Here is a 13,567-nt window from a genome sequence, read left to right as displayed (position 1 = left end):
CAGGGTTGCGAGTCTGCTCACATAATAAATACTCCTCGTTTGCTGATAATGATAATCCAGTTTTATAGTGTATAAATATACAGTAATAAACGGAGGCAGCATGGACTACAGCATTACGCAGCAACAGAAACGTAAGATTGCCGGTTTTCATTTGGTCGGTCCGTGGGAACACACGGTAAAACAGGGCTTTGAACAGCTGGTCATGTGGGTCGACGGGCGTCACATTGAGCCCCTGGAGTGGGTGGCGGTCTACTACGATAACCCGGATGAAGTCCCGGCCGAAAAACTGCGCTGCGATACGGCCGTTACCGTACCGGACGATTTTGTGATCCCGGAAAACAGCGAAGGCGTCATGATGACGGAAATCGCGGGAGGGGATTATGCCGTGGCGACGGCGCGTGTGGAAAACTACGACTTTGCCACGCCGTGGTATCAGTTCTTCAATTCCCTGCTGCAGGACAATACGTATCAGATGGCGCTCAAACCCTGCTTCGAGCGCTACCTGAATGACGGCAACGCGGACGGCTACTGGGATATTGAAATGTATATCGCGGTAGAGCACAAACCGGTTTAGGCCTGCTGAATAAAGGGTTTTTCAGCCGGGACCGTTCCGCCCGGCTGAAAACACAGTACAATTGTGATTTGCCGTGTAGCTGGAGAGCGGGTGTGCGTCCCGACAAATCATTAACCCCTTTTGAAATTCGGTTGTATAAACACTACCGTGTGGTGCACGGGTGTCGCATCGCGCTGGCATTCGTATTGACGTTTGTCCTGGTCCGCTTGCTGGAGGTTCCGGAAGGGACGTGGCCGCTGATCACGCTGGTGGTGGTGATGGGGCCCATCTCGTTTTGGGGCAACGTTGTCCCGCGCGCCTTCGAGCGTATTGGCGGGACCGTGTTAGGTTCGGCCCTGGGGCTAATCGCCCTGAAGCTGGAACTTATCTCGTTTCCGGTCATGCTGATATGGTGCGGTGCCGCCATGTTCTTGTGCGGCTGGCTGGCGTTGGGTAAGCGTCCTTATCAGGCGCTGCTGATTGGTATCACGCTTGCGGTGGTGGTCGGCGCACCCGCCGGGGATATGACCACGGCGCTGTGGCGAAGCGGGGATGTCATTCTGGGTTCACTGCTCGCCATGCTGTTTACCGGCATCTGGCCGCAGCGGGCTTTTCTGCACTGGCGTATCCAGATGGCCAACTATGTCACCGCGTTTAACCGCGTCTATCAGGCCGGTTTTTCCCCTAATCTGGTTGAACGCCCCCGGCTGGAAAAGCATCTGCAAACCATCCTCAACGACGTGGTCAAAATGCGCGGCCTGATCACGCCCGCCAGCAAAGAGACCCATATTCAGAAAGCGATTTTCGAAGCCATCCAGACGGTAAGCCGCAACCTGGTGTGCATGCTTGAACTGCAAATCAACGCGCACTGGGCCTCTCGCCCGAGCCATCTGTTGATGCTTAACGCGCAGACCCTCAAAGAGACCCAGCAGATGACGCAGCAAACGCTGTTGACCATCGCTCATGCGCTCTACGAAGGTAACCCGCAGCCGATACTGGCAAACAGCGAGCGGCTGAATGAGATCGTTGCGGAGCTGAAGCAGTTAATCAATGAGCGGCAGGGCGATAACGTGGCGGAAACGCCCATTCATGGCTATGTCTGGCTGAGTATGGAACTGGCGCGACAGCTTGAGCTGCTATCGCATCTGATTTGTCGGGCGCTGCGCAAATAAAACGCGGATGTGACGCCTGCTGCTTCGATTCAGCAGCAATTGGGGTTATGATAGGTTTAAACGATATACTCATTGTCATTCGCAGCCGCTGTCAGTAAGGTTATTGTTACAACGGTTGCTTTAACGAATCCGAATCTCACATTATCAGGGGTGTAAAAATGGAAACTACCAAGCCTTCGTTCCAGGATGTTCTGGAATTCGTCCGCCTGTTCCGCCGCAAAAACAAGCTGCAGCGTGAAATCCAGGACGTTGAGAAGAAGATCCGTGACAACCAGAAACGTGTTCTGCTGCTCGACAACCTGAGCGACTACATCAAGCCAGGCATGAGCGTTGAAGCTATTCAGGGCATCATCGCCAGCATGAAGAGCGACTATGAAGACCGTGTTGATGATTACATCATCAAAAACGCTGAACTGTCCAAAGAGCGTCGTGACATCTCTAAAAAGCTGAAAGTGATGGGCGAAATCAAAAACGGCGAAGCAAAAAGCGAGTAATCGCAGCGAATCGTGAAAAAGGCTCTCTGGTGACAGAGAGCCTTTTTTTATGACTCAGAACGTGGCTGTAGCTGATAAATCCAGGCTTGAACCTGCTTGCCTTCAGTGGTGGTCACCGTGACCTCAACCCGGTCATAGCCGTCTTCAAACTCATCCAGCATTTGCCAGTGTGCGGAAAGGTTATCAGAGATAAACAGATAGCCTTCGACGCGCGGTCCATCGGAGTGGAGGACAATCCCGGGAAAGTCTGCCGCCGCACCCCAGCCGCGTTCGTAGAACGTACCGGAGACGAAACCGGCCAGCCATTCACCGCCGATGTTTTCAAGGATATGCGCATTAGAATGGCCCGGGCGCAGCGTGCCGTAGACAAACAGAGCGTTCATTTTCCCTCATCCGCAAAGCAAAAAGCCTGCTTTAAAAGCAGGCTTTTTAAATTTGGCTCCTCTGACTGGACTCGAACCAGTGACATACGGATTAACAGTCCGCCGTTCTACCGACTGAACTACAGAGGAATCGTTGTGGAGGCTTATCTTAGCGGCGAAAAAACTTTTGTCAAACCTGATCTTAGGGAAAATCGACTGATTGCTGATTCTGTCGTCAGTTTGTTGTAATTCCACACATCTTTTTTCAGGAAAATACTTTGCAGGATTAGCATTTCTCCCCCATCATTTGAAATGGAGTTTCAACTTTTCTCGCTAAGGTCCATTTTGAACGTCACTGCCTCCTTACGCCAGGCGATCGCGCGCACGCCATGGTATGCAAAACGTAAAAGCTATCGTGTCCTGTTCTGGCGTGAAATCACCCCTCTTGCTGTGCCTATCTTCCTGGAAAATACCTGCGTTCTGCTGATGGGGGTACTGAGCACCTTCCTGGTGAGCTGGCTGGGGAAAGAGGCGATGGCGGGGGTCGGGCTGGCGGACAGCTTTAACATGGTGGTGATGTCATTTTTTGCTGCCATCGATCTCGGGACGACGGTGGTGGTGGCTTTTAGCCTAGGCAAGCTCGATCCCAAACGTGCGCGCGAGGCAGCCCGCCAGTCGCTGATGATCATGACTGTCTTTTCGATTGTTCTGGCGGCGGTGATCCACTATTTCGGTAAAGAGATTATCGATTTTGTCGCCGGGGAAGCCACGAACGAGGTCAAAGACCTGGCGCTGACCTATCTGGAGATGACCGTCATCAGCTATCCGGCGGCGGCTATCGCGTTGATTGGCAGCGGCGCGCTGCGCGGGGCAGGTAACACCAAAATTCCGCTCCTGATCAACGGCGGAATGAATATCCTGAATATCATCATCAGCAGCGTGCTGATCTACGGCGTGTTCTCGTGGGACGGGCTGGGGTTCGTCGGCGCCGGACTGGGGCTAACCATTTCACGCTATATCGGTGCAGCAGCGATTATCGGGGTGCTGATGGCGGGGATCACTCCCTCGCTGCGCCTCACGCTGAAGAGCTATTTCCGCCCCTTTAACTTCGCCATTATCTGGGAAGTGATGGGGATCGGCATTCCCGCCAGTATTGAGTCGGTGCTGTTTAACGGCGGGAAGCTGCTGACGCAGATGTTTGTCGCCGGGATGGGCACCGACGTTATCGCCGGTAACTTCATCGCCTTTTCTATCGCCTCGCTGATTAACCTGCCGGGTAACGCGCTGGGTTCGGCCTCGACTATCATTACCGGGAAACGGCTCGGGAAAGGGCAGATCGGCCAGGCTGAGCGGCAGCTGCGCCACGTTTTCTGGCTGTCGACCATTGGACTGACCGTGATTGCCTGGGGAACGGCGCCGTTTGCCGGGCTGATGGCCTCGTTCTATACCCACGAAGAGGACGTTAAAGAGGTCGTTAAAATCCTCATCTGGCTCAATGCGGCCTTTATGCCCATCTGGGCGGCCTCATGGGTACTGCCAGCCGGGCTGAAGGGCGCGCGTGACGCCCGCTTTGCGATGTGGGTGTCGATGCTCGGCATGTGGGGATGTCGCGTTGTGGCGGGGTATACGCTCGGGGTGATGCTCGGATGGGGCGTGGTTGGCGTCTGGCTGGGTATGTTCCTGGACTGGGCCGTACGGGGCGCGCTGTTCTACTGGCGCATGGTCAGCGGGCGCTGGCTGTGGAAATACCCGCGGAAAAATGCCTGACAATTGCGCGAAGTGGAGAATAAATCGGCAAACGATCGGAAATATGCATTCTGCCTTTGACATCATGGGGGAGCATCGATAATATGCGCCCCGTTCACACGATTCCTCTGTAGTTCAGTCGGTAGAACGGCGGACTGTTAATCCGTATGTCACTGGTTCGAGTCCAGTCAGAGGAGCCAAATTTGAAAAGCCTGCTTTTGAAGCAGGCTTTTTGCTTTTCTGCGTCGGGTAAAAGCCGCACTATCCGTTCACACGAACCGGTGCCGTCGCCTCTTCCAGCCACGAACGCGCATCGCTGTTCACCAGTGGTGACAGCGCCTCACGCACCTGCTGGTGATACGCATCCAGCCACGCTTTTTCCTGTTCGCTCAACAGATCCAGCTCGACCTGGCTTAAATCAATCGGGATCAGCGTCAGCGAGGCAAATTTACAGAATCCCGGACGGCTCTCCACAATCTCCACCTGGTTTTCAATGCGAATCCCGTGGCTATCGCCCAGATAGTAGCCAGGTTCAATCGTCATGATATTGCCCGCCACCAGCGGCCACGGGTTGACCTTTTTGGCGATGCGATGCGGATTCTCATGGATCAGAAGCTGATGCCCCACGCCATGCCCTGTGCCGTGATCGTAATCCAGCCCCATCTCCCACAGCGGACGACGCGCGAAGGCATCCAGCTGATGCCCCTGAGTGCCAGAGGGGAACTGCAGGGTAATGAGCGACAGAAAGCCTCTCAGCACGGCGGTGTAGTGCAGGCGCTGTTGCGGGTCGACCTTACCCCATGCCAGCGTGCGCGTGGCGTCGGTGGTGCCATTAACGTACTGACCGCCGGAATCGTTCAGGTAAAAATGATCATGGCCGATGGGCTTGTTGCTGGCCTCGCTCGAATGATAGTGGCACATCGCCGCATTGCTCGAAGAGGCGGAGATGGTCGCAAAGCTTTGCTCGATAAACCCGGGCTGCTGTTTACGGAACGCGAGCTGCTGCGCCTGCACTTCCAGCTCGGTGAGCGGATTTCCTGCCGCCTCGCGCAGCGGCACTTCGCGGCTCAGCCAGGCCAGGAAGTTGACCCAGGCGGCACCGTCCTGGTGATGGCACGCGCGATACCCAGCCAGCTCGATCGGGTTTTTGGTGGCCTTCATCAGGGTGATGGGATCGGTTCGCCAGACAATCTCTCCCCGTGGTTCAATGGCAAAGCGCAGGGCGACCGGAGCGGAATCGGCATCAACCATCACCCGTTTGCCTGCAGCAATCTGCTGACCGCGTTCGATGAAGGCGTCCTGCGGCGCAATCGTAAACGCATTGCGCACCTCTTCAGGCAGGGCGCCGAGCTTGTTGTCGTTTACAAACCACTCAACGTGGCCGTCACGACTCAGCAGGGCAAATGAGAGCGGTACCGGACTGGTTGGGATATCTGAGCCCCTTACGTTGAGCAGCCATGCAATGTTATCCGGCAGCGTAACGGCCAGATAATCAGCATTGTTCGCGGCCAGCACGGCGGCAACGCGCTGACGTTTGTCCTCGCTGCTTTCACCGCTTACTTCAACCGGCATTTCACGAATAAGCCCCGCCGGTGCGGCAGGGCGATCGGTCCATAAGGCGTCAAACGGCGAAGCCTTCAGCGGTACCAGCTTGCACGGCGTGGCGGACAGTTGCTCAAACTCCGTATTGGTCATCAGCAGTGCGTCAAAACCGATGCGCGTGCCTGCCTCCACGTTTTCTGCCAGCCATTCAGCCAGCGGCTCGTTGTGCAGGTGGTGAATTTCAATCTCGTCCAGATTCACCTGAACGCGGGCCTGCACCTGATAGCGCCCGTCGACGAACAGCAGCGCTTTATCCTTCAGTACCAGCGCGACGCCGGCAGAACCGTCAAAGCCCGTCAGCCAGGCCAGCTTTTCGTCGTAGGGCGCGCAGTATTCGCTCTGCCACGCATCCGCACGCGGGACGATCATCCCGTCGAGATGGCTGGCCTCAAGCCAGTGGCGCAGGGCAGAGAGCGGAGATGTGCTGGACATGGTTATTCCTTATCGTTATTAGCGGAACGGCGGCTCGTTGAAGGTGCGCAGCTTGCGGGAATGCAGTCTGTCACCTTCCGCCCGAAGCAGGTCGATGGCGCGAATGCCAATTTGCAGATGCTCTGAGATGGCCCCTTCATAGAAACGGTTGGCCTGGCCCGGTAGCTTAATTTCGCCGTGCAGCGGCTTATCGGAGACGCACAGCAGCGTGCCGTACGGGACGCGGAAGCGATAGCCCTGTGCGGCGATGGTGGCGCTCTCCATATCAATGGCCACCGCGCGGCTCAGGTTGAACCGCAGCGCGGAGGCTGAGTAACGCAGCTCCCAGTTGCGGTCATCCGTCGTGACGACCGTACCGGTGCGCAGGCGCTGCTTAACTTCTTCGCCCGGCATGCCGCTGACCGCTTTGGTGGCGTCATACAGCGCACGCTGTACTTCGGCGATGCTCGGGATCGGGATATCCGGCGGCAGCACCGCATCAAGCACATGGTCATCGCGCAGATAGGCGTGGGCGAGCACGTAATCGCCAATCAGCTGGCTTTCACGCAGGCCGCCGCAGTGGCCAATCATCAGCCACACGTCCGGGCGCAGCACCGCCAGATGGTCACAGATGGTTTTGGCGTTCGAGGGGCCGACGCCAATGTTAATCAACGTAATGCCCTGACCGTCGGCGGTGATCAGGTGCCAGGCCGGCATCTGATGCTTTTTCCATGCCAGATCGGAGATGGCCTGCTCGGGGGCTTCGGTCTCTGCGGTGATCCAGATCCCGCCCGCGCAGGAGAGCGCAATATACGGGCTTTCCGGGTCGAGGATCTGGCTGCAGCCCCAGCGGACAAACTCGTCGACGTAGCGGGTGTAGTTGGTAAAGAGCACGAACGGCTGAAAATGTTCAGCGGGCGTACCGGTGTAGTGGCGCAGTCGCGCCAGGGAGAAATCGACCCGGCGGGCGTCAAAGTGCGACAGAGGAGAAAATTCTGCCGGGTGATAAATCCCGTCGGCGGTCTCATCGCCAATCTGCGACAGTTCCGTCGTCGGGAAGTGGCGGGTCAGCCCCGCGCTCATGGAACGGTCAAGGGTTAACGCCGAACCGTCAATTACGTACGGATAGGGGATCTCATGCTGCGAGGGCTCAACGGCAATGTGCGCGCCGTAATCCTGGTACAACAGCGTAAGTTGTTCTTCAAGATACGGGCGGAACAGGGCCGGGCGGGTGACGGTGGTGCTGTAGCAGCCGGAGTGGGTAAAACGGGCGTAGGCGCGGGTTTTTGGCGTCGTGCTGGCGCTGCCGTCCCAGGTCACAGAGAGCGATGGATAAACAAAAAGGCCCTCGTTTCTGGCCTTTTGGTCGGGAAGTTTCCCTGTATCGATATATTCGCTGATGGCGCTGCGCAGCGCATTGACGGACTGTTCATACAGCGCGTCGAGTTTTTCCAGCGCCTGAGCCGGGGTCAGGCTGGAGCCCTTATTATTCATCTCTGTCTCCTTGTTCCACAGGTGTGCGACTCTACCCGATAGTATGTCACACGCCTGTGAAACAAAAGGGCGATCAGGTGTGGCGGGGCTCTTTCATCACCAGCGCCGTCGCAGCAGAGAGCAGGCAACCGGCCAGCAGATAAATCGCCACGCTGTGCCAGTTTCCGCCGGAGAAGGTCACCAGCGCGGCGGCAATAAATGGCGTAAACCCGCCGCCGACCACGCTTGCGACCTGGTAGCCCACGCCCGCGCCGCTGTAGCGGTAGCTGGCGCCGAACAGTTCGGTAAACATCGGCTGCTGGACGCAGACCACCATGTCGTGAGCGACGTTGGCGAGCATGATGGCGAAGAAGACAATCCAGAAGATCGACTGCGCCTCCAGCGCCATAAAGAATGGCCAGGCGCTGAGGGTGCCCACCAGCGCCCCGGTGATATAGACGCGACGGCGGCCAAAGCGGTCCGCCAGCCAGGCGAAGCAGGGGATGGTCAGGCAGCTGATCCCGCCAACCACCAGGCCGATATTCAGGAACAGTTCACGCGGCAGGCCGAGGTTCTGCGTCGAGTAGTTCAGGGCAAACGCCGTGACGATATACATCGTCAGCAGTTCACACAGGCGCAGGGCAATAATTTTCAGAAAAGCGCCAGGATGCCGGACGAGTGCCTCCATGACCGGCAGCCTTTTTTTGGCGGCCGGTTTTTCCTGCTGCTTTTCGAACTCTGCCGACTCCTCCATGCCGTTACGGATCCACAGCGCGGCGATGACCAGCACGATGCTGAAGATGAACGGAATGCGCCAGCCCCAGCTCAGGAACTGCTCGTCGGTGGTGAGCTGGCTGATCAAGGAGACCAGCCCGGTAGAAAGGAGCAGACCCACGCCGTATCCGACCTGCACGCCGCTGCTGTAAAACGCTTTCTTATTTTTGGGCGCGCTCTCAACGGATAGGAGCGCCGCGCCGCCCCATTCACCGCCCACGGCGAAGCCCTGAATCGCCCGTAATGTCACCAGCAATACCGGTGCCCACCAGCCAATCGCGGAAAACGACGGGAGAATGCCAATCAGCGCCGTGGCGATCCCCATCATCCAGACGGTAAGCATCAGCATGCGCTTGCGGCCGAGGCGGTCGCCAAAGTGGCCGAAGATCACCCCGCCCAGTGGGCGAAACAGAAAACCGACGCCGAAGGTGGCAAACGCGGCGAGGGTACCCATCGCGGGGCTGACCTGCGGAAAAAACTCGCGGTTAAACACCAGCGCGGCGGTAATGCCGTAGAGCAGAAAATCATACCAGTCGACGACGGCACCCGCGAAGCTGCCGAGTGCGGCGCGGCGGGCACGATTGAGCGAAGGTGTCTCCTCGTTGGGATGTGTGGAGGTGAGAGTGGAGTCCATAGTTGTCCTGTCTGCACTGATTTTTAATTATTGGTATAAGAAAAGGTCACTCACATAGCGGCCGTCATATAAACGGAACCTATGAGACTACCGCGACAGGGGGCCTGTGCAAACTGATTTTATTTCCTGATGGGTAATGCAAAACGGCTACGCTATGCTTACTAAAGAGCGAAGCGACTGAGGAAGGGAATATGTGTCGTAAAATGGCGTTGGGCTGTCTTGCTGCGTTACTCATCAGCCAGAGCGTGCAGGCGGTGAGCTATCCTTTACCGCCGGCGGGCAGTCGCCTGGTGGGGAGCTCGCAGGTCATTACCGTGCCGGAACATAATACGTTACCGCTTGAGGCGTTTGCCGCGCAGTACGGGCAGGGGTTGAGCAATATGCTGGAAGCGAACCCGGGCGTGGATCCTTTTTTGCCCAAATCCGGTACCCGGCTGGTCATTCCCCAGCAGCTGATTTTGCCCGACACCGTTCGCGAGGGGATTGTCGTTAACGTGGCGGAAATGCGTCTCTACTATTACCCGCCGGGCAGCAATACTGTTGAAGTGCTGCCCATCGGCATCGGTCAGGCCGGGCGCGAAACCCCGCGTAACTGGGTAACGGCGGTTGAACGTAAGCAGGTGGGACCCACCTGGTCTCCGACGCCCAATACGCGCCGTGCCTATGCGGCAGAGGGAAAAACGCTGCCTGCCTTCGTGCCCGCCGGGCCGGATAACCCGATGGGGCTGTATGCAATCTATATCGGCAGGCTGTATGCCATACACGGCACAAACTCCAATTTCGGCATCGGGCTGCGGGTGAGCCAGGGCTGTATTCGTCTGCGGAATAACGACATCAAATACCTTTTCGATAATGTTCCCGTCGGCACCCGCGTACAGCTTATCGATCGGCCCGTTAAAGTCACCACGGAACCGGACGGCAGCCGCTGGGTGGAGGTTCACGAGCCGTTATCGCGTAACCGCGCGGAGTTTGAATCGACCCGAAAAGTGCCGCTGCCCATCTCCGCCGCACAGCAGACACAGTTGATAAACGAGGGGGCGGGCGCTGAGCTGGAACGGCGGTCAGGGATGCCGGTGAAGCTCGGCAATTGAGGACATTTTCGCCGGGTGGCAGCGTTGCCTTACCCGGCCTACGATTCGAGGTTTTTGTCGGTCGGGTAAGGCGCAGCCGCCACCCGACAATTTTACCCGACGCAGAAAAGCAAAAAGCCTGCTTTAAAAGCAGGCTTTTCAAATTTGGCTCCTCTGACTGGACTCGAACCAGTGACATACGGATTAACAGTCCGCCGTTCTACCGACTGAACTACAGAGGAATCGTGTGAACGGGGCGCATATTATCGACCTGCGTTCACCTTGTCAAAGGGTGGATCGCCGCCTTTTGATCGTTTGCTGACAAAATCGGCAAAGTGGCGTTTTTGACAGCGGAATGCACCGCTTTGGTGCGGATATACCTCTAATGGGGCAGATCATAAACTGCTGTTTCGGTAATAAAACCCCCCTCCATGATTAGGTTTCCTTATTTTCAGGCGCTTAGTGCCCAATTCAGACCGCCTGGTAAAAGTGGCATTCATATTGCAAAACCTGTTCAACAACGACAGCCGGTTCCGGCACAGCATTTCGAACAGGGGGCAAAATGAACTTAAGACGACTGAAATACTTCGTAAAAATCGTCGATATCGGCAGCCTGACTCAAGCAGCAGAAGTGCTGCATATCGCGCAGCCTGCGCTGAGCCAGCAGGTGGCTACTCTGGAAGGCGAGATGGATCAGCAGCTGTTGATCCGCACCAAACGCGGCGTCACGCCAACGGAAGCCGGAAAAATTCTCTATACCCATGCCCGCACGATTCTGCGCCAGTGCGAGCAGGCGCAGCTGGCGGTGAATAACGTGGGCCAGACCCTGAGCGGACACGTTTCTATTGGCCTGGCGCCGGGAACGGCCGCGTCCTCTATTACCATGCCGCTGCTGCAGGCCGTTCGCGCTGAGCTGCCTGAAGTGCTGGTGTACCTGCACGAAAACAGCGGGTCCGTACTGAATGACAAACTGCTCAACGGCCAGCTGGACATGGCGGTCCTTTACGATCGCTCTCCTGTCGCCGGGATCACCAGCCAGCCGCTGCTGAAAGAAGATCTCTACCTCGTGGGCACCCGCGACTGTCCGGGCCAGAGCGTAGACCTTACCGCCGTGGCAGAGATGAACCTCTATCTGCCGCGCGACTATAGCGCCGTGCGCGTGCGCGTGGACGAAGCGTTCTCCCTGCGCCGTCTGACGGCCAAAATCATCGGCGAAATTGACTCGATCTCCACGCTGACCGCAGCCATTGCCAGCGGCATGGGCGTCACCGTGCTGCCGGAATCCGCCGCGCGTTCGCTGTGCAGCGCGGCAAACGGCTGGATGGCGCGGATCACCACGCCTTCCATGAGCCTGCCGCTCTCGCTGAACATGTCCGCACGCGGTTCGCTGTCGCCACAGGCGCAGGCGGTAAAAGAGATTCTGATGTCGCTGGTCAGCAAGCCATCGCTTGAGAACCGTGAACTCCAGCTCGTGAGCTGATATTCCATAAAAGCATAAGATGCTGGTTTTTATTATTTGTTCTGCAGCTCGGCTGACTCTAACAATAGAGCTATGTCAGATGCGCCGGAGTGAATCGTGAATTTCCAGCAACTTAAAATTATCCGTGAGGCGGCCAGGCGGGACTACAACCTGACCGAGGTCGCCAATATGCTTTATACCTCTCAGTCCGGCGTCAGCCGCCATATCCGCGAGCTGGAAGAGGAGCTGGGCATAGAGATCTTTATCCGTCGCGGCAAGCGGCTGCTCGGCATGACGGAGCCGGGTAAAGCATTGCTCACCATCGCTGAGCGGATCCTCAACGAGGCCAGCAACGTGCGTCGCCTGGCGGATCTCTTCACCAATGACGCCTCGGGCGTGCTCACCATCGCCACCACCCACACCCAGGCGCGCTACAGCCTGCCGCCGGTGATTAAGGCGTTCCGCGAACTTTTTTCGGAGGTGCGTCTGGAGCTTATCCAGGGCACGCCGCAGGAAATTGAAGTGCTGCTGCAAAACGGTGGGGCGGATATCGGTATCGCCAGCGAACGCCTGAGCAACGACCCGCTGCTGGTGGCGTTCCCCTGGTTCCGCTGGTATCACAGCTTACTGCTCCCGGTCGATCATCCTCTGAATCAGGTCTCTCCCCTGACGCTGGAAGACATTGCGAAATGGCCGCTCATTACTTATCGCCAGGGGATCACGGGACGCTCGCGTATAGATGAAGCCTTCAATCGTAAAGGGTTAACGCCCGACATCGTGCTGAGCGCGCAGGACTCTGACGTCATCAAAACCTACGTCGAGCTGGGTCTGGGTATTGGCCTGGTGGCGGAACAGTCCAGCGGAGAACGCGAGGACGGGAACCTGGTGCGTCTTGACACGCGTCATCTGTTTGACGCCAACACCGTATGGCTTGGCCTGAAGCGCGGGCAGCTGCAGCGTAACTATGTGTGGCGCTTTATCGAGCTCTGCAACGCCGGGCTGTCGGTGGATGAGATTAAACGGCAGGTGATGGAGCCAGAAGAAGTGGCGATTGATTATCAGATTTAGGTGCGGGTTTGCCCGGTGGTGCTGCGCTTACCGGGCTCGCCACTTAGCTGAATGGGTATTTTCTAAAGACCGCCTGTGATTCGAATGATTTGGCAAGCGACTGGATCGAGCTTAACTCCGCTGCACTAACGACGTGCTGGATCATCGGCTGCATAAACGTCCAGACAACCGTGCTGGTAATGGCACCTGATTGGGCACTGTGGTGACCGGACGCGCCTGCAGTAATCTATTTCTTCAGTATCTTACCGTAAGGGTCAGTATTACTGACATATGGTCAGGTTGCCGCTGTATATCCAGCGCAGATAAGGAAGTACTTTCATGTCGGATTTCCCACCCATTGTCAGTTTGCGAAGCTTTGAAGCCGTCGCCCGTCTTGGCTGCGTGATGCTGGCGATGGTGCCGTCATTTGGATGACACTGGTTATTACCGCAACTGGCTCGTTTACGGGCGAAATATCCGCTTATCACCCTGCGGATCCAGGCCAGCGCCTGCAGCAGGAAGGGATAGATATCGCGATATGGATGGGGCAGGGAAACTGGGAAGGGAGCGAAAGTCATTATCTTTTTTCCGATGAGCTCATTGTAGTGGCCGCACCGGGCTATAACGACGGCGTGCTGCCCGCTACGCCGTCTGACATTGCAAAAAGTGATCTTATTTTTTCCATGGAATCGTGGAAAACGTGGTGCATGAATGCGGGTCTTGAGAAAGAGATCGTGCCTGGCGGCGAGCGGTGAGTGCTGTGGAAAGTA

The 13,567-nt window shown here is 57.0% G+C and carries 11 protein-coding genes, 3 tRNA genes and 1 pseudogene; 9 read left to right on the top strand and 6 right to left on the bottom strand.

Features of this window, described 5'->3' with window-relative positions:
• The first annotated feature begins 100 nt into the window (after positions 1-100).
• The 3 genes from sbmC (at position 101) to ACEPLT_RS14525 (ending at position 2,219) form a co-directional block, all read left to right on the top strand.
• Complete coding sequence (gene sbmC, locus ACEPLT_RS14535) at positions 101-574, top strand: DNA gyrase inhibitor SbmC (RefSeq protein ID WP_023293783.1); 474 nt, start codon at positions 101-103, stop codon at positions 572-574.
• 92 nt (positions 575-666) lie between these two features.
• Positions 667-1,725 (top strand): FUSC family protein, encoded by a 1,059-nt coding sequence (locus tag ACEPLT_RS14530; protein WP_008499466.1) that lies wholly within the window; start codon positions 667-669, stop codon positions 1,723-1,725.
• A gap of 158 nt (positions 1,726-1,883) precedes the next feature.
• Positions 1,884-2,219, top strand: a complete 336-nt coding sequence (locus tag ACEPLT_RS14525; RefSeq protein ID WP_008499467.1) for a DUF496 family protein — start codon at positions 1,884-1,886, stop codon at positions 2,217-2,219.
• Between the two features lie 47 nt (positions 2,220-2,266).
• On the opposite strand, the gene ACEPLT_RS14520 is transcribed toward ACEPLT_RS14525, so the two are convergent.
• Both ACEPLT_RS14520 and ACEPLT_RS14515 read right to left on the bottom strand, forming a co-directional pair.
• Positions 2,267-2,602, bottom strand: a complete 336-nt coding sequence (locus ACEPLT_RS14520; RefSeq protein WP_025913311.1) for a gamma-glutamylcyclotransferase family protein — start codon at positions 2,600-2,602, stop codon at positions 2,267-2,269.
• 53 nt (positions 2,603-2,655) lie between these two features.
• Positions 2,656-2,731 (bottom strand) — tRNA-Asn (locus ACEPLT_RS14515).
• Between the two features lie 162 nt (positions 2,732-2,893).
• Here ACEPLT_RS14515 and emmdR point away from each other — a divergent pair.
• Positions 2,894-4,348 (top strand): multidrug efflux MATE transporter EmmdR, encoded by a 1,455-nt coding sequence (gene emmdR / locus ACEPLT_RS14510; RefSeq protein WP_021241423.1) that lies wholly within the window; start codon positions 2,894-2,896, stop codon positions 4,346-4,348.
• A gap of 103 nt (positions 4,349-4,451) precedes the next feature.
• Positions 4,452-4,527, top strand: a tRNA-Asn gene (locus tag ACEPLT_RS14505).
• A 61-nt stretch (positions 4,528-4,588) separates the two neighbouring features.
• Here the strand turns inward: ACEPLT_RS14505 and ACEPLT_RS14500 are convergent.
• From ACEPLT_RS14500 to shiA, 3 genes are all read right to left on the bottom strand, one after another.
• Positions 4,589-6,361 carry an aminopeptidase P family protein gene (locus ACEPLT_RS14500; protein WP_248248915.1) on the bottom strand — a complete coding sequence of 591 codons (1,773 nt, stop codon included), beginning with the start codon at positions 6,359-6,361 and terminating at the stop codon, positions 4,589-4,591.
• Between the two features lie 18 nt (positions 6,362-6,379).
• Complete coding sequence (locus ACEPLT_RS14495; protein WP_044596678.1) at positions 6,380-7,834, bottom strand: AMP nucleosidase; 1,455 nt, start codon at positions 7,832-7,834, stop codon at positions 6,380-6,382.
• A 73-nt stretch (positions 7,835-7,907) separates the two neighbouring features.
• A complete protein-coding gene (gene shiA / locus ACEPLT_RS14490; RefSeq protein ID WP_181238741.1) occupies positions 7,908-9,221 on the bottom strand; it encodes a shikimate transporter in 1,314 nt (437 codons plus the stop codon).
• A 191-nt stretch (positions 9,222-9,412) separates the two neighbouring features.
• Between shiA and ldtA the strand changes: the two genes are divergently transcribed.
• Positions 9,413-10,312 (top strand): L,D-transpeptidase, encoded by a 900-nt coding sequence (gene ldtA, locus ACEPLT_RS14485; RefSeq protein WP_100121847.1) that lies wholly within the window; start codon positions 9,413-9,415, stop codon positions 10,310-10,312.
• Between the two features lie 145 nt (positions 10,313-10,457).
• On the opposite strand, the gene ACEPLT_RS14480 is transcribed toward ldtA, so the two are convergent.
• Positions 10,458-10,533, bottom strand: a tRNA-Asn gene (locus tag ACEPLT_RS14480).
• Positions 10,534-10,853: 320 nt separating this feature from the next.
• Here ACEPLT_RS14480 and nac point away from each other — a divergent pair.
• The 3 genes and pseudogenes from nac to ACEPLT_RS14465 all read left to right on the top strand — a co-directional run.
• Positions 10,854-11,771 carry a nitrogen assimilation transcriptional regulator NAC gene (nac, locus tag ACEPLT_RS14475; protein ID WP_008499475.1) on the top strand — a complete coding sequence of 306 codons (918 nt, stop codon included), beginning with the start codon at positions 10,854-10,856 and terminating at the stop codon, positions 11,769-11,771.
• 96 nt (positions 11,772-11,867) lie between these two features.
• The gene (gene cbl, locus ACEPLT_RS14470) at positions 11,868-12,818 is read left to right on the top strand and encodes an HTH-type transcriptional regulator Cbl (RefSeq protein WP_032675146.1); all 951 of its coding nucleotides are present in this window, start codon (positions 11,868-11,870) and stop codon (positions 12,816-12,818) included.
• Positions 12,819-13,136: 318 nt separating this feature from the next.
• Positions 13,137-13,543 (top strand): annotated as a pseudogene (locus tag ACEPLT_RS14465) (LysR substrate-binding domain-containing protein); the annotation flags it as partial.
• Positions 13,544-13,567 lie beyond the last annotated feature (24 nt).

It is taken from the genome of Enterobacter sp. fkY84-1 (assembly GCF_052974705.1).
This window is presented reverse-complemented; position numbering and strand designations above follow the sequence as displayed.